At 68.5% G+C, this 16,185-nt stretch carries 15 protein-coding genes; 9 read left to right on the top strand and 6 right to left on the bottom strand.

Annotated elements, in window-relative coordinates; translation table 11 throughout:
* Positions 1–75: 75 nt before the first annotated feature.
* Together QGN32_RS09170 and QGN32_RS09175 are read right to left on the bottom strand one after the other, a co-directional pair.
* Positions 76–399 (bottom strand): type II toxin-antitoxin system PemK/MazF family toxin, encoded by a 324-nt coding sequence (locus QGN32_RS09170; RefSeq protein ID WP_326548260.1) that lies wholly within the window; start codon positions 397–399, stop codon positions 76–78.
* On the bottom strand, positions 396–629 hold the full coding sequence (locus tag QGN32_RS09175; protein ID WP_326548261.1) for a ribbon-helix-helix domain-containing protein: 234 nt from the start codon (positions 627–629) through the stop codon (positions 396–398). The genes QGN32_RS09170 and QGN32_RS09175 overlap by 4 nt, the downstream gene beginning before the upstream one ends.
* A 189-nt stretch (positions 630–818) precedes the next feature.
* Between QGN32_RS09175 and QGN32_RS09180 the strand changes: the two genes are divergently transcribed.
* Positions 819–2,516: a DEAD/DEAH box helicase gene (locus tag QGN32_RS09180; RefSeq protein WP_326548262.1), complete on the top strand. Its 1,698-nt coding sequence runs from the start codon at positions 819–821 to the stop codon at positions 2,514–2,516.
* Between the two features lie 213 nt (positions 2,517–2,729).
* Here the strand turns inward: QGN32_RS09180 and QGN32_RS09185 are convergent, their stop codons facing one another.
* Positions 2,730–3,002 (bottom strand): addiction module protein, encoded by a 273-nt coding sequence (locus tag QGN32_RS09185; protein WP_326548263.1) that lies wholly within the window; start codon positions 3,000–3,002, stop codon positions 2,730–2,732.
* Between the two features lie 4 nt (positions 3,003–3,006).
* Positions 3,007–3,822, bottom strand: a complete 816-nt coding sequence (locus tag QGN32_RS09190; RefSeq protein ID WP_326548264.1) for an HAD-IIA family hydrolase — start codon at positions 3,820–3,822, stop codon at positions 3,007–3,009.
* 169 nt (positions 3,823–3,991) lie between these two features.
* Here QGN32_RS09190 and QGN32_RS09195 point away from each other — a divergent pair, with 169 nt between their 5' ends.
* Complete coding sequence (locus tag QGN32_RS09195; protein ID WP_442791834.1) at positions 3,992–5,422, top strand: FAD-dependent oxidoreductase; 1,431 nt, start codon at positions 3,992–3,994, stop codon at positions 5,420–5,422.
* Here the strand turns inward: QGN32_RS09195 and QGN32_RS09200 are convergent.
* Both QGN32_RS09200 and QGN32_RS09205 read right to left on the bottom strand, forming a co-directional pair.
* Positions 5,329–6,780: a PH domain-containing protein gene (locus QGN32_RS09200; protein WP_326548266.1), complete on the bottom strand. Its 1,452-nt coding sequence runs from the start codon at positions 6,778–6,780 to the stop codon at positions 5,329–5,331. The genes QGN32_RS09195 and QGN32_RS09200 overlap by 94 nt on opposite strands.
* A complete protein-coding gene (locus QGN32_RS09205; protein WP_326548267.1) occupies positions 6,777–7,271 on the bottom strand; it encodes a PH domain-containing protein in 495 nt (164 codons plus the stop codon). The genes QGN32_RS09200 and QGN32_RS09205 overlap by 4 nt, the downstream gene beginning before the upstream one ends.
* A gap of 56 nt (positions 7,272–7,327) precedes the next feature.
* Here QGN32_RS09205 and QGN32_RS09210 point away from each other — a divergent pair, with 56 nt between their 5' ends.
* The 7 genes from QGN32_RS09210 to QGN32_RS09240 all read left to right on the top strand — a co-directional run bounded on the left by QGN32_RS09210 (position 7,328) and on the right by QGN32_RS09240 (position 16,148).
* The gene (locus tag QGN32_RS09210) at positions 7,328–8,239 is read left to right on the top strand and encodes an SDR family NAD(P)-dependent oxidoreductase (RefSeq protein ID WP_326548268.1); all 912 of its coding nucleotides are present in this window, start codon (positions 7,328–7,330) and stop codon (positions 8,237–8,239) included.
* The gene (gene moeA / locus QGN32_RS09215; RefSeq protein ID WP_326548269.1) at positions 8,239–9,432 is read left to right on the top strand and encodes a molybdopterin molybdotransferase MoeA; all 1,194 of its coding nucleotides are present in this window, start codon (positions 8,239–8,241) and stop codon (positions 9,430–9,432) included. The genes QGN32_RS09210 and moeA overlap by 1 nt, the downstream gene beginning before the upstream one ends.
* A 110-nt stretch (positions 9,433–9,542) precedes the next feature.
* Positions 9,543–10,271, top strand: coding sequence for a phosphatidylserine decarboxylase (locus QGN32_RS09220; RefSeq protein ID WP_326548270.1), 729 nt, complete (start codon positions 9,543–9,545; stop codon positions 10,269–10,271).
* Positions 10,268–11,128 carry a CDP-diacylglycerol--serine O-phosphatidyltransferase gene (gene pssA, locus QGN32_RS09225; protein ID WP_326548271.1) on the top strand — a complete coding sequence of 287 codons (861 nt, stop codon included), beginning with the start codon at positions 10,268–10,270 and terminating at the stop codon, positions 11,126–11,128. The genes QGN32_RS09220 and pssA overlap by 4 nt, the downstream gene beginning before the upstream one ends.
* On the top strand, positions 11,121–13,349 hold the full coding sequence (locus QGN32_RS09230) for an AAA family ATPase (RefSeq protein ID WP_326548272.1): 2,229 nt from the start codon (positions 11,121–11,123) through the stop codon (positions 13,347–13,349). Before pssA ends, QGN32_RS09230 begins: the two co-directional genes overlap by 8 nt.
* A gap of 144 nt (positions 13,350–13,493) precedes the next feature.
* The gene (locus QGN32_RS09235; RefSeq protein ID WP_326548273.1) at positions 13,494–13,931 is read left to right on the top strand and encodes a DUF1707 domain-containing protein; all 438 of its coding nucleotides are present in this window, start codon (positions 13,494–13,496) and stop codon (positions 13,929–13,931) included.
* A gap of 108 nt (positions 13,932–14,039) precedes the next feature.
* Positions 14,040–16,148: an acyltransferase family protein gene (locus tag QGN32_RS09240; RefSeq protein WP_326548274.1), complete on the top strand. Its 2,109-nt coding sequence runs from the start codon at positions 14,040–14,042 to the stop codon at positions 16,146–16,148.
* Positions 16,149–16,185 lie beyond the last annotated feature (37 nt).

Raw genomic sequence — 16,185 nt, forward strand, 5'->3', positions numbered from 1 at the left:
CCACGCCTGCCAGCACCGGCCCTCGTTACGGCGTCGCAGCCTACCTGACTAGGCCGTGCGGCGATCTTCGACCACTCAGTCCGCGAGCAACGGAATGTCGAGGTCAAACGCCAGCACCGTCGCGACCGCCAACCGGCGCTCTTGCGGTTCGGAAAGAAACCCGACGTTTCGGCCGAGGAGTACCGCCGGAATGGTCACCACGTTGTCCAGTGATATTGCACCCACGTTGTCGAGTCCGTTCTCCGGGCCGACGGGGACTTCACTGCTCAGTCCCTTCACTGTCGACGTGATCGGAGCGACCGTCACCTTCGTCATCGCCGGGCGCGCAGTAGCCCGCGTCAACACCACGACAGGCCGAGTCTTGTCGAGTTTGGCGAGGCATATTTCGCGCGCGGTCACCCCTCGCCGCCGATGTTGGCGACAGTCCATTCGACGAGACCGTCGAGATCGTCGGCCGGTCCGACGCGGCGCAGGGTCTCGGCGTCGCTGACCGCAACCAGACGGCGCAGTTCCCGCTCGAGTGCGGCTTCCACCAGGGAAGCGCGGCTCCGCGCGCGGCCGGCAGCAACAAGACGATCCAGCTCAACCACCAGCGACTCCGGCAGGCGTACCGCAATTTGCTTGCTCACACCGCGATACTAGCCGAATGCATCCCATTCTGGGATCGGCTTCTCCAAAGCCGAATTCAGCACCGACGGCCACCAAGCCAGACCGGACCAAGGAACCGCCAGATCCGACACGCCTCCCGACACGCCGCGCGAGGTGCCTGTCCGGAATCTGTTGCAGTAGAGTCCATCTGGTCTAGGAAGGAGTCTTGGGTGCGGGCTGACGCAGCGCCCAGCACCCAGGCTTTGCGGGGCTGGCAGCGGCGGGCATTGGTGCGCTATCTCGGTGCCAAACCGCGTGACTTCTTGGCCGTGGCCACCCCCGGCGCAGGCAAGACGGCGTTTGCCCTGCGCGTCGCCGGCGAGTTGTTGGCCGACGGTACCGTCGAGCGGGTCACCGTCGTGGTGCCGACCGAACACCTCAAGACGCAGTGGGCGCTGGCCGCGGCCCGGCTCGGGCTCTCCCTGGACCCGAAGTTCTCCAACAGCGCCGCGCACCACTCGTCGGAGTACCACGGCGTCGTCGTCACCTACGCCCAGGTGGCCAGCCACCCGTCGCGTCACCGCGTCCGCACCGAGAACCACCGCACGCTGGTCGTCTTCGACGAGATTCACCACGGCGGCGACTCCAAGAGTTGGGGTGATGCGATGCGCGAGGCCTTCGACGACGCGACCCGCCGGCTGTCGCTGACCGGCACGCCGTTCCGCAGCGACGACAGCCCGATCCCGTTCGTCACCTACGAACCCGACGGCGACGGAGTCCTGCGCTCGCGTGCCGACCACGTCTACGGGTACTCCGACGCACTCGCCGACGGCGTGGTCCGGCCGGTGGTGTTCATGGCCTACTCCGGGGAGGCCCGCTGGCGTACGAGCGCCGGAGACGAGTACTCCGCACGCCTCGGCGAACCGCTCAACGCCGAGCAGACCGCGCGCGCATGGCGCACCGTGCTGGACCCGACCGGTGAGTGGATCCCGGCAGTGCTGCAGGCCGCCGACACGCGGTTGACCCAGCTGCGCAACGGCGGTGTGCCCGACGCGGGCGCGATGGTGATCGCTTCGGACCAGAAGGCCGCGCGGGCCTACGCCAAGGTGTTGACCACCTTGACCAGGGAGGCGCCGACGCTCGTGCTCTCCGATGACCCCGGCTCGTCGGATCGCATCGCCGAGTACGCGGCGGGCACCAACCGATGGCTGGTCGCGGTGCGCATGGTCTCCGAAGGTGTCGACGTGCCGCGACTGGCCGTCGGCGTGTACGCGACGTCCGCGTCGACCCCGCTGTTCTTCGCCCAGGCGATCGGCCGCTACGTCCGATCCCGACGCCCCGGCGAGACCGCGAGCATCTTCCTGCCGTCGGTGGCCGCCCTGCTCGACCTGGCCAGCGAGATGGAGGCGCAGCGTGACCACGTGCTCGGCAAGCCGCACCGCGAGTCGGCCGGCGAGTGGGACGACGCGGCACTCGTGGACGCCAACAAGAAGAAGGACGAGGCCGGTGATCTCGACAACGGCTTCGAGATGCTCGGTGCCGACGCCGAACTCGACCAGGTGATCTTCGACGGGTCGTCGTTCGGCACCGCGGCCGCCGTCGGCAGCGAGGACGAGGCCGACTACCTCGGCATCCCCGGTCTGCTCGCCCCAGACCAGATGCGAGACCTGTTGCGGCGCAGGCAAGAACAGCAGCTCACCCGTCAGACCGCTTCGGGGGAGGTGCCGCGGGTGTCGACGCATGGCCAGCTGCGCGAACTGCGCAAGGAGCTCAACACGCTGGTGTCCATCGCGCACCACCGCACGGGAAAGCCGCACGGCTGGATCCACAAGGAGCTGCGCCGGATCTGCGGCGGCCCAGCCGTCGCCGCGGCGACGACGGACCAGTTGCGTGCCCGCATCGAAGCCGTGCGCGGCCTGCAGGCCTAGCCCAGGCTTAGCCTGAAACCGTGGCGAGCGCTCATCCTTGTACGTTTTCAGCCAGGTTTTATGTACACAGTTGAGCGCTCACCGGGGGTGGAGGCCTGGCCGCGCCCCTCGGCGAGGGCCGCGAGGTTGCTCGACGAGTTGTCGAGGTGCTGCGGCGGTCGCCTGTATGCGCTTCTCAGTCTTGGCGGTACAGACCGGGGCGAGAAGTCATCGTCAGAACACCCCGCACCCGGCCACCCCGCACACCAGCGAGCTGATCAACAGCAGAGGCCAGAGCGCCACCGTGACGACCAGTGCGGCGATGTTGGCGAAGATCGTGAAGTCGCCGGACAACGCCGACTCCAGCTGCCCGATCAGCTCGATGTGGAGCAGCGCGTAGCCGACCCCGAACACGGTGTAGACCAACGTCATCCACAACGCGAGCTCCAGGTAGGTGTTGATCCCCCGCTGCAGCAATATCTGCTGCACCCGTTGCCACATCGACATTCCCCTACAGTCCGAGAAGCTCGGGCAAATCGGCGACGGAGTCGATCACATGGTTGGGTTGCATTGCGAATTCGTCTGCAGCCCAACGGTCCAACGTGTCCTGGCGGAACTTACCGGTACGCACCAGCACGCCGGTCATACCGACCACCTGCGCGGCCAGCACGTCGTTGTTGAGGTCGTCGCCGACCATGTACATCTCGTCGGCCTCGACGCCGAGTCGGCTTGCTGCGGCGAGGAATCCCTCCGGGGCGGGCTTGCCGACCGCCGTCGCCTTGCGGCCGGACGTCTCCTCCATACCGATCAGGTACATGCCGGTGTCGATGCGCAACCCGTCGGTGGTCGTCCACGCGGTGCTGCGGTGCATCGCGACCACGGGCACCCCCCGGGCCATCCAGTCGTAGACCCACGACAGCGTCAGGTGGCTGTACTCGGGGCCGGCGCCGCCGAGCAACACCACATCGGGCGGCTCCGGTGCGCGAGGACCGCTGAACTCGCGCGAATACACGATGTCGATACCGGGCATGTCCTCGGCGATCTCCCCGCTGTTGACGAGGAAACAGCGAGCATCGGGATACCGATCGCGAACGTACTGGGCGGTCAGCACCGCCGCGGTGATCACCTCGTCGGGTCGGACAGCCATCCCGGCCCCGGTGAGCAACTCGGCGATTTGCACGCGGGTGCGGGTCGTCGTGTTGGTCAGGTACGAGCAGGCAATCTGGTTGTCGGTCAACGCCTGCACGGTTTCCGCCGCGCCGGCGATCGGCTGCCACGAGGTCACCAATACGCCATCGATGTCGAACAGCACTCCACCGATCGCCATGGCCCGACAGTAAACGGCAAACCGGTCGGCGCAAGTCGTCAGGGCTGGGGCACGACTACGTCGCGGATTCCAAGTTGGGGTATCCGACTACGCTAGTGCGCCGCCCCGGCCGCCGGAAAACTATCCTCACCAGGCCAAATCGTCTAAGCGAACGGATGAGGGGATGGACATGGACGTGTTGGGTGAGCGCGCAGTTGTCCTCGGCGCGAGTATGGGCGGCCTGATGGCCGCGAGGGTCCTCGCCGAAAGGTACCGGACTGTGACGGTGGTCGAGCGCGATGTCCTGCCCGCCGATTCGGTGTGTCGGCGCGGCGTCCCGCAGGGCAGGATGATCCACGCGCTGCTGGCGCGCGGCGCGCAGATCCTGGACGAGTTGTTTCCCGGCATTCTCGACGAACTCGTGGCCGACGGCGCCACCAGGTGGGACGGCGACCTGGCCAAGCTGCGCTTCTCGATGGGTGGTCATCAACTCGTGACCGCCGGGCGGGCGGCGGCTTCGGAGTCGATGCCCTTCTATTTCCAGAGCCGCCCGTTCCTCGAATGTCACGTGCTCCGGCGGATGCGCAACCTTCCGAATGTCACCATCCTCGAGCATCACGACGTGCTGGGGCTGACGGCAACGGCCGACCACAGCCGTGTGACGGGCGTCGAGGTGGTGAACCGGGAGAACCGACATCCCACGGCGCTGGCAGCCGATCTCATCGTCGACGCGACCGGGCGCGGTTCGCGCACACCGGCTTTCCTCGACGAATTCGGCTACGGCCGGCCCATTGAGGATGAGGTGACGGTGCACCTGGCCTATGCCTGCCAGGCGGTGCGTATCGAGGCCGGTGACATCGACGAGAATTTCATCGCAGTCATGCCCGAGCCGGGTCGCCCGAAGATGTTCGCGGTCATGGGCTGCGAGAACGACATCGCCATGTTCGGGGTGGGCACCATGGCGGGGCTCGAGCCGCCACGCACCACCGCCGAAATGGTCGCATTCGCAGCCGATTTCGCGCCCACGCGCGCGCTTATAGCGCTCGCGGACGCCGAGCCGCTGGGCGAGGTAGCGCACTACCGTGTGCCGTCCAACCGCTGGCGGCGCTACGACAAGATGCGGCGGTTGCCGGCCGGCCTGATCGCGTTCGGCGATGCGATCTGCAGCTTCAATCCCATCTACGGCCAGGGTATGACGGTGGCGGCCGTCGAATCGCTCATACTGCGCGAGTGTTTGCTCGACGGCGATCGCGACCTTCCGCGGCGCTTCTTCCGCGCCAGCGCCAAGAAGATCCGCATCGCGTGGCAGAGCGCCGTCGGCTCGGATCTGGCGCTGCCGGAAGTGGAGGGCCGCGCGCCCCTTTCGATGCGGCTGAGCAACATGTACCTGGACCGGGTCATGGCGGCGGCCGAAAGCGATCCAACCGTGATGATGAGATTCCTGCGAGTGATCGGAATGATCGATTCCCCGACGAAACTGTTGTCGCCCTCGTTCGCGTTCCGGGTCGTTGCGACGAAGCGCGATCGCTATCGGTCGGCCCATCGACAGTCGGCCACCCACGGCGACGCCTCCGCAGCGATCGACCACGCCAGGTCGGCGGGGACGTCGAGAACCTGGTAGTGCTTGACCCCCGCGGCGGTCGCGGCCACCAACGTCGCCACCCGGGCACGTCGCTGCATCAAGGTCTGCCGCACGGTCCAGCCGATGATGCCCGACGCCTCGATGCAGTCGCGGCGGCGCTGAAAGCTGCCGGTGCGCGCGACCACCCACCCGTCCCCCACCCGGTGTCCAAGCGAGCGCGCGCGGTCGGCGGCCAACAGTGCACAGCACCCGGTCAGCACGGCCCATGGCACCCACACCCACGCTGGGCTCGGCGCCACCAGCAGCACTACCGCGACGAGGATGGGCAGCAGCAACGCTCGCGTCCAGCGTCTGCGCGTCGCGGCGGGACCGTGCGCCCGCAGTGCGCCGCTCACCGCGTCCCGGCGTTCGATCAAATCGGTCAACACCGCCTCCGCGGTGCGCTTCGGACAGGGCGGCAACAGCAGCGAGGCCTGGCCCTCGCCCCCGACACCGGTCATCACCGCGTCGAGGCGGGCCCCGCCGAACAACCGCACCAGCAACGGTTCACGCAGCGTTCCCCCGCGCAGCCGGCGCATGTCGAACGTGTGCTCGCGCACCCGGATCAGGCCGTGCCGCAGGTGCAGCACCTCGAAGTCGCGGCGCAACTCGAGGTTCCCGTAGGTCAACAACGACTGCAGCACCGAGAGCACGACCGAGGCCAGCAGCAGCACCACCGCGACGATCGCGACGCTGGCCACCACCCCGAACCGTTCCGCGGCGTCCAGCCCCGACCGCGCGAGGTCCGAGTCGCGGACCCCGCCACCGGCCGCCACCTGATACACCACACCCGCCGCCGCCGCGATCATCGCCAGCCCGGTGAAACTGAGCGGGCTGTAGCGCAACCACGACGGTGTCCATCGGGCGAGCACCCGACCCGGCGCGGCGGGCTGGTCCGCGTCTGCCACCAGGGAGTCGGCCAGCAGCACCGCACGCAACCGGCTCACCTGCTCGGAGGGCACGGCGTCGAGCGCGAAAGCCGCGTCGCTCCTGGCCTCCTGACCGGTGCTGACCCGCAGCACGGTCAACCCGAGCAGCCGGTGGAGTAGCCGGGCGTCGGTGGACACCGAGCGAATCCTGTTGCGCGGCACGGACAAGAACTTGCGTTGCAGCACCCCGGTCCGCAGTTGGACGTCGCCGGGCCCGATGCGGTAGCTGGTGGTGAACCAGCGCGCCACACCGATCGCAACCGTGATGCCCAGTGCCGCGAAGGCCAGCACCGGGTTGCCAGTCGCGGTGCCGAGCACCAGTGTCCCGACGATCACCGGAATCTGGCGCAGCACCTCGTGCACCGGGTGCACCAGCAGCATCCGGGGGCTGAGGCGCTGCCAGTCACCAGGCGGGGCTCCGTGGGTCATGTGGCGTCCTCGCCACCGATCGCGGCGATGTCGGTCAGGTGGGCCACGACCCTGTCGGCCACATCGGCGTCCAGCGCCACGATGCGCACCGCACCCGCCGACGACGCGGTCGTCACGGTGACGTTGGCCAGCCCGAACAGGCGGTCCAGCGGGCCGCGCTCGGTGTCGACGGTCTGTACGCGCGAGATGGGCGCGATGCGGCGCTCCTGGGTCAACCAGCCGGTGCGGGTGTACACCGCCCGCGGGTCGACGTCCCACCGGTGCACGCGATACCGCCACCACGGCACCACCACGACGAACACCACGATGCCGAGCAGCGTGGCCGCCGCCGCCAGTGCGTGCACCCACCACGCCTGCGGGTCCACCGCGAACCACATCAGCTGCCCCAGCGCCAGAAACGCCCATGGGATCGCCGCGCCGATCGCCCATACCAGCGGCGCCTTGCGGCTCGGCTTGTTCGCGGGGTCCAAAAGATCCAACAGATCGGTCATCAGGCGTCCAGCCTAGGTAACCGTGGAGTCTTCGGCCGCTGAGTATGTTGATCGTCATGGGGAGCAAGTGGACCGCGGCCGACATACCGGATCAGTCCGGACGAACCGCCATCGTCACGGGCGCGAACAGCGGCCTCGGCTACGACACCGCGGCCGCGCTGGCCGACAAGGGCGCCCAGGTGGTGCTGGCGGTGCGCGACATCGACAAGGGCAACGAAGCGAAGGACCGCATCAAGGCGGTCAGCCCCAACGCGGTCGTCGCGCTGCAGGAACTCGATCTGTCCTCACTGGACAGCGTGCGCAGGGCCGCCGACGCACTTCGCGCCGCACACCCGCGCATCGATCTGCTGATCAACAACGCGGGCGTGATGTACGTGCCGAACCGCGAAACCACCAAAGACGGTTTCGAGATGCAGTTCGGCACCAACCACCTCGGCCACTTCGCATTGACCGGCCTGCTGCTCGACCATCTGCTGAGCGTCGAAGGGTCGCGCGTCGTGACGGTCAGCAGCTTCGGCCACCGGATCATCGCCCGAATCCGGTTCGAGGACCCGCATTTCGAGACGGGCTACAACCGGGTCCAGGCATACGGGCAGTCGAAGCTGGCCAACCTGCTGTTCACCTACGAACTGCAGCGCCGCCTCGAGCTCAAGGGCGCGCCGACGATCGCCGCCGCCGCCCACCCCGGCTTCTCGGACACCGAGTTGATGCGCTACATCCCCGGCGTAATACCCGACTTCCTCTGGAAGATCTTCGCCCAGCCCGCGGACAAGGGTGCGCTGCCGACGCTCCGCGCAGCCACCGACCCGGGCGCGCAGGGCGGGCAGTACTACGGTCCCGACGGTCTCGGCGAGTTGAGGGGCGATCCGAAAGTCGTTGCCTCGAGCGCACAGTCGCACAACGAAGACATCCAGCGCCGGTTGTGGACCATGTCCGAGGAGCTGACCGGCGTCAGCTATCCGGTCTGATGCGGACCGTCGAAGAGCATCAGCGCGTCGTAGCCGCACTGATCACCCGCCGCGCACCGGTCAGCGTGCCCATCGCCGACGCGCTGGGCATGGTGCTGGCCGACGATGTCATCGCGCCGTCGTCGCTGCCCGGCTTCGACAACTCGGCAATGGACGGATACGCCGTCCTGGCCGACGACGTGGCAGCGGCGACACCCGAGCACCCCGTGCGGCTGCCCGTCGCCGAGGACATCCCGGCCGGGCGCACCGATGTACTGACGCTGAAACCCGGTACCGCACACCGGATAATGACCGGTGCGATGCTTCCCGCGGGCGCTACCGCGGTCGTACCGGTGGAGGCGACGAACGCAGCTACCGACACCGTGGAGATCTGCGCCAGCGCCAAAGACGGCCAGCACATCCGATGCGCCGGTGAGGACGTCACGGCCGGCACGCCCGTGCTGCGAGCTGGGCAGGTGGTCACACCGGCCGCGCTCGGGCTGGTCGCCGCGCTGGGTCTCGTTGAGCTGTCGGTGATCCCGCGGCAACGGGTGCTCGTGATGTCCACCGGCACCGAACTGATCGCACCCGGCACACCGCTGGCACCCGGACAGATCTACGAGTCGAACGCTGTGATGCTCGCCGCGGCCCTGCGGGACGCCGGCGCCGACGTGGTGGCGGCGACGATGAGCGGCGACGACGTCGACTCGTTCCGCGACGCCTTGGCACGGCACACCGCCGACACCGACTTGATCATCACGACCGGCGGGGTGAGCGCGGGCGCCTACGAGGTCGTCAAGGACGCACTGGGCGGGACGGTGGATTTCGTGAAGGTCGCCATGCAACCCGGGATGCCGCAGGGATCGGGCACCGTGGACGACATCCCGATCATCACGCTGCCGGGAAACCCGGTGAGCGCGCTGGTGTCCTTCGAGGTGTTCATCCGGTCGCCGCTGCGCACCGCGATGGGCCTGCCCACCCCCGACCGGCCGCGACACACCGCGGTGCTGACCGAGGACCTCACCTCGCCGCGCGGTAAGCGGCAATTCCGCCGCGGCGTGCTCGACGCCGACGCGGGAACGGTGACCAGCTACGGCCCGCCCGCCTCACACCACCTGCGCTGGCTGGCATCGGCGAACTGCCTGCTCGAGATCGCTGAGGACGTCGACGCGTTGTCCGCCGGAGCGCAGGTCCAGGTGTGGGACCTGACCTGACCGGCCCCTACCTCTGCCGAAACTGAGCTTATGCATGAGATTCCAGCGATTTTTCGCGCATATCTTCAGTTTCGCCGGAGCGAGGGGGCAGCCCGTAGAATCGCTGGACGATGGCCAGACGCCCCGACCTGAAATCCGGCCCCGCGCGACTCCTGGCGCTGGCCCGTACCACGATTCCCCCGATGCATCCCGCGGGCCTGCCGTTCGTCGGCGCGAGCCTGGCGGTGGCGGCCCTGGGGCGCCGGAAGCGATGGTTGCGGGGCGCCGCCCTGGCGTCGGCCGCCGCCAACGCGGCGTTCTTTCGCCATCCGCCGCGCGTGCCACCCACCCGGCCCGACCTCGTCGTCGCGCCCGCCGACGGCTTGATCTGCCTGATCGAGGACGCGTTGCCGCCGGCCGAACTCGGTTTGCCCGCAACGCCGTTGCCGCGCATCAGCATTTTCCTGTCGGTGTTCGACGCGCACGTGCAGCGGGCTCCGATCGGCGGCGAGGTCGTCGCCGTGAAGCACCGCCCCGGTTTGTTCGGGTCGGCCGAACTCGAGGCGGCCAGCGAAGACAACGAGCGCAACAGCGTGCTGATCCGCACCGCTGACGGCGTCGAGGTGATCACGGTGCAGATCGCCGGTCTGGTGGCGCGGCGCATCGTATGCGAGGCGAAGGTGGGCGACAAACTGGCGATCGGCGACACCTACGGGTTGATCCGGTACGGGTCGCGGCTGGACACGTACCTGCCCGCGGGATCGCGCATCCTGGTGTCGGTGGGGCAGCGTGCGTTGGCGGGCGAGACGGTACTGGCCGAGCTCGAGCGCGATGTCGCCGGCCGGGCGGCTCAGCGATGATCAGACCGCGCATCAAACGCTCGGTCGTGAGCCTGCGCATCCTGCCCAGCGCGATGACGGTCGCCGCGATCTGCCTCGGCCTGAGCGCGGTCAAGATGGCGCTGGACGAGCGACCGACCGAGGCGATGGCGTTCCTGGCGGTCGCCGCGATTCTGGACGCGCTGGACGGCCGCATCGCTCGCGTACTCCACGCCACGTCGCGCATGGGCGAGGAGATCGACTCGTTGGCCGACGCCGTGAACTTCGGTGTGGCACCGGCTTTCATCGTCTATGCCACGCTGCTGTCGCAGTCGCGGATCGGCTGGATCGTGGTGCTGGTGTACGCGGTGTGCATCGTGCTGCGACTGGCTCGGTTCAACGCGATGCTCGACGTCGACAAGCCGGACTACGAGAAGAAGTACTTCGTCGGCATGCCCGCCCCGGCAGGCGCGATCGGGGCGATCGGTCCGTTGGCAGCCAAGATGCAGTTCGGTGACGGCTGGTGGACCTCGGAGCCCGCGGTGGTGATCTGGATGCTCGGCGTCTCGCTGCTGGTGGTCAGCACGATCCCGATGCGCAAGATCCATACGTTCTCGGTGCCGTCCAACATGGTCGCCCCACTGCTGGCGCTCGTCGCGATCGGCGTGGCGGCGGCGATCCTCTACGGCTACCTGGTGATCCTCATCATCATCGCGGCCTACGTCGTGCACATCCCGTTCGCCATCCGTACCCGCCGCTTCTTGGCCGAACATCCGGAAGTCTGGGACGACAAACCACGCCAGCAACGCGCGGCCCGGCGAGCCATCCGTCGGGCCCAGCCACACCGGCGGTCGGTGATGCGGCTCGGGCTGCGCAAGCCGGGTTCTCGACATGGCTGAACTGCAGTCCGAGCGTCCGCTCCCCCGGCACCGGCTCACCCTGACCGCGCGACTGAACACGTCGGCGCTGGACTCCCGCCGGGGGGTGGTTCGCTTACACCCGGAAGCCATTGCGGCGCTGGGGATTCGCGAATGGGACGCGGTGTCGCTGACGGGCTCGCGCACCACCGCCGCCGTCGTCGGCGAGGCACCCGCCGGTGTCCCGGCGGGCACCGCGCTGCTCGACGACGTCACGTTGTCGAATGCCGGACTGCGCGAAGACACCACGGTGCTGGTCGCCCCGGTGACCGTCTACGGCGCGCGGTCGGTGATCCTGTCCGGCTCTCGGCTGGCCCAACAGTCGATCGCACCGGCCACGCTGCGCCAGGCACTGCTGGGCAAGGTGATGACGGTCGGCGACACGGTGTCGCTGCTGCCCCGGGAGTTGGGGCCCGACATCCCGACCTCGCGCGCAACCGCGGCCCTGGCCTCGTCCGTGGGCATCATCTGGACTTCCGAGCTGTTGACGGTGACCGGCGCCGATCCCGCGGGACCCGTGAGCGTACAACCGAATTCGGCGGTCTGCTGGTCCGACGGTTCGGCGGGCGGTTCCACGGCACCTACCCCGGGCACGGCCACCGGCCAGGCGGTGGTGACGGCGCCCGAGAAGTCGCAACCAACGCGCAGCATCGACGACCTCAAGGGCTCGCAGGCCGAGGCGCAGCGTCTCGCCGAATGGCTCAAGTTGGCGCTCGACCAACCGGAGCTGCTTGAAACACTCGGCGCCACAGCCAATCTCGGTGTATTGGTGTCCGGGCCCGCCGGTGTCGGCAAAGCCGCACTGGTGCGCGTCGTGTGCGCCGACCGGCGACTCGTCGAACTCGACGGGCCCGAGGTCGGCTCACTGCGGGCCGAGGACCGGCTGTCGAGCGTGGCTTCGGCGGTGGCCACGGTGCGCGACGGCGGCGGGGTGCTGCTGGTCACCGATATCGACGCCCTCCTGCCGGGCGCGCAAGACAGGCCCGTCGATCCGGTGTCGACGCTCATCCTCGCCGAACTGCGCAACGCGGTCGCCACCCGCGGTGTGGCGTTCGTCGCGACGTCGCAGCAGCCCGACAACGTCGACCCGAGGCTGCGCGCACCCGACCTGTGCGACCGCGAGCTGGGGCTGAGCCTGCCCGACGGCGCGATCCGCAAGCAGCTGCTGGAAGTGCTGCTGCGCGACGTTCCGGCCAAGGATCTCAAGCTCGACGAGATCGCAGACCGCACACCGGGTTTCGTGGTCTCCGACCTCGCCGCACTGGTCCGCGAGGCCGCGCTGCGGGCGGCGGCGCGGGCCAGCGCCGACGGTGAGCCACCGAGCCTGACCCAGGACGACCTGTTGGGCGCGACGACCGTCATCCGTCCGTTGTCACGGTCGGCCACCGAAGAGGTGTCTGTCGGCTCGGTGACGCTCGACGACGTCGGCGACATGGCCGCCACCAAGCAGGCGCTCACCGAGGCGGTGCTGTGGCCGCTACAACACCCCGAAACCTTCCAGCGGCTCGGTGTCGCGCCGCCCCGCGGCGTGCTGCTCTACGGCCCGCCCGGCTGCGGCAAGACGTTCGTGGTCCGTGCGCTGGCCAGCTCGGGGCGGCTGTCGGTGCACGCGGTCAAGGGCGCGGAGCTGATGGACAAGTGGGTGGGCTCGTCGGAGAAGGCGGTGCGCGAACTGTTCCGGCGCGCCCGCGACTCGGCGCCCTCGCTGGTGTTCCTCGACGAAATCGATGCGCTGGCGCCCCGGCGGGGTCAGAGCTTTGACTCGGGCGTCACCGACCGCGTGGTGGCCGCGCTGCTGACCGAACTCGACGGCATCGAACCGCTTCGCGATGTGGTGGTGCTCGGCGCGACGAACCGCCCCGACCTGATCGACCCCGCGCTGTTGCGGCCCGGCCGGCTGGAGAAACTGGTGTTCGTCGAGCCGCCCGACGCCGAGGCTCGTCACGAGATCCTGCGGACGGCGGGTAAGTCGATCCCGCTGGCGCCGGACATCGATCTCCAGGCGCTGGCCGCTGACCTCGACGGCTACAGCGCCGCCGACTGCGTCGCGTTGTTGCGCGAGGCAGCGCTGACCGCGATGCGGCGCTCGATCGACGCCGCCGACGTCACCGCCGCGGACGTCGCGACCGCCCGCGAGTCGGTGCGGCCGTCGCTGGACGCGGCACAAGTCGAGACACTGCGGACGTTCAACGCCGCGCGCTAGTCAGCCGGGGTTTCGGTGCGCTACCAGTTGCGCAGCGATCGGTAGCGCACCCAAATCGCGTAAAGCGGAAGGCCATCTTGACAGTGGCTAGTCAAGGCGGCATAGTCGGACTAACTTGGCAGTGTCAAGATCGAGGAGGTCGCCATGCCCGCCAACGCACCCGTCGTCCGCGCCGGAAACCCGGACCGGGAAAAGACAGCGGACCTGCTCGGCCAGGCGCTGGCGCAGGGCTACCTCGAAATGCCCGAGTACGAGGCCCGGCTCCAGGCCGCGTTCGCCGCGCGCACCCGCGCGCAACTGCACGAGCTCACCGCCGACCTGCCGGTCGAGCGCCTCAAGCGCGCCGACCCCCGCCGCCGGAAGGCCCGCCGAAGGGTGGCGCGCCGAAGCGTCCAGTTCCACGTCGCCGGCTACCTGGCCGGATCCCTGCTGATGCTCGGAATCTGGCTGGTGGTCGGGCTCAGCGCCGGAGCGTGGTACTTCTGGCCGGTATGGCCGATCATGGGTTGGGGCTTCGGCGTGATATGCCACGCAATTCCGGCCATAGCCCACGGTTCGGCCAACCCTGCGCGAAGCGCGTAGCCGCTACCGCGTCATCGTGACCCCGCTCGGCACACGGGATGTACTTTGGCTTCGATATTCTTGAGCCATCCCTGAGTCTCTGAACGGGCAGGTTTGTCGATCCACACCATGAGAACTTCCGTGTCGGTGGCCCCTCCCCGCTCGGCGATCCCGCCGGCCCGGGTTCGTGAAGACCTCGACGGCCTGCGCGGCATCGCGATTTTGCTGGTGGTGCTCTACCACGTCTGGTTCGGCCGGGTGTCCGGCGGTGTCGATGTGTTCCTGGTGCTGTCCGGCTTCTTCTTCGGCGGCCGATTGCTGCGTCAGGCGGCCGGGGAGCGGCCTACCGAACCACTGCTGCGCGCGCTCATCCGGCTCGCCCGCCGGCTGCTGCCTGCGCTCGTCGTGGTGCTGGCCGCATCCGCCGTGCTCACCGTGTTGGTCCAGCCGCAGACGCGCTGGGAGGCGTTCGCCGACCAGAGTGTCGCGAGCCTGTTCTACTGGCAGAACTGGTATCTGGCCGACACGGCCACCGACTACCTGCGGGCCGGCCAGAGTGTGAGTCCCCTGCAACACATTTGGTCGATGTCCGTGCAGGGGCAGTTCTTCATCGCGGTCCTCACGATCGCGGCACTGGCCGCGATTGCCTCCAGGGCCGGTAACTGGGCGCACAGGCGGCGCACCGTCCTCGTCGCGGTCGTGGCAGTGGCCACCGCGCTTTCGTTCTGGTACGCCGTTGTCGCTCACAATCTCGACCAATCACACGCGTACTACGACACCTTCGCGCGCGCGTGGGAACTGTTTGCGGGAATGCTTGCCGCAGCCGTTGTTTCGGCGGTCCAAATGCCGTGGTGGTTGCGCACGTCCGCGGGTGTGATCGGGCTGGCGGCGATCTTCGGTTGCGGCATTCTGCTCGACGGGGCGGCGCAGTTCCCCGGACCGTGGGCCCTGGTGCCGGTCGGTGCGACGGTGCTGCTGATCTTCAGCGGCGCCCAGACCGCAGGCCACATCCCGTGGCCGAACCGGCTCATCGCGACACCACCGCTGGCCACGTTGGGCGCGATGGCGTACTCGCTCTATCTATGGCACTGGCCGCTGCTGATCTTCTGGCTCGCCTACTCCGATCAGGAGGGAGCGGGGCTGGACGATGGAGTGGTCATCCTTCTGCTCTCGCTGGCACTGGCCTATCTGACCTTGCGGTTCGTCGAGGATCCGCTGCGCGAGCAGCCATCGAAAAGCGCTGGTGCGCACCGACTCCCGTTAGCGAACCGCCACGTCACAGCGGTACTCGGCGGCTTCGTCACGCTGCTGGCCGTCGCGGTCACCGTGTCGTCGCTCACCTGGCGCGATCATCTGGCCGCGGTGCGCGCGAAAGGCATTGAGTTGCAGAACCTATCGGTCCGAGACTACCCGGGCGGCCGGGCACTGCTCGACAACGACAGGGTGGCGAAGCTGCCGATGCGGCCGACGCTGCTCGAGGCCTCCGACGACCTACCCGCGACCACCACCGACGGGTGCATCACCGACTTCGCCGGAACGGACGTCGTTCGTTGCGCATACGGCGATCCCGCGGCGCCGAGGACGATCGCCCTTGCCGGTGGCTCGCATGCCGAACACTGGATCACGGCGCTGGACCTGCTCGGGCGCACTCACGGCTTCCGCGTCGTGACCTATCTGAAGATGGGCTGCCCGCTCACCACCGACGACGACCCCCGCATCGCCGGCTCGCTCGACCCGTACCCGCAGTGCCGGACCTGGGTGCGCGACGCCATGACCGCACTGATCGCCGACCGCCCCGACTACGTGTTCACCACCACCACTCGGCCGTACACCGACGGACCCGGCGACATGGTGCCCGACGGATATCTCGGCATCTGGGACGAGTTCAGCGCGAACGGAATCGCGGTGTTGGGTCTTCGCGACACCCCGTGGATGTTCCGCGACGGCTTCTTGTTCACGCCCATCGACTGCCTCGCTGAGAACGGCGATCCCGAATCCTGCGGGGTGCCACGTAACGAGGCACTCGCCGACCGCAATCCGACCTTGGCCCACGCCGAGGCTTATCCGTTGCTCACAGTGCTCGACCTCAGCGACGCGGTGTGCCGACCCGACCACTGTCGGGCCGTCGAGGGCAACGTCCTCGTGTACCACGACGCCCACCACCTCTCGGCGACCTACGTCCGCACTCTGACCGACGAACTGGCCCGGCAGATCTCCGACGCAACCGGATGGTGGTGATTCAGCGCTCAGCCCCGTTGCGGTAGCCACGACATCG

Origin of the sequence: Mycolicibacterium sp. ND9-15 (genome assembly GCF_035918395.1) — a bacterium.
In the GTDB taxonomy this organism is placed as follows: domain Bacteria; phylum Actinomycetota; class Actinomycetes; order Mycobacteriales; family Mycobacteriaceae; genus Mycobacterium.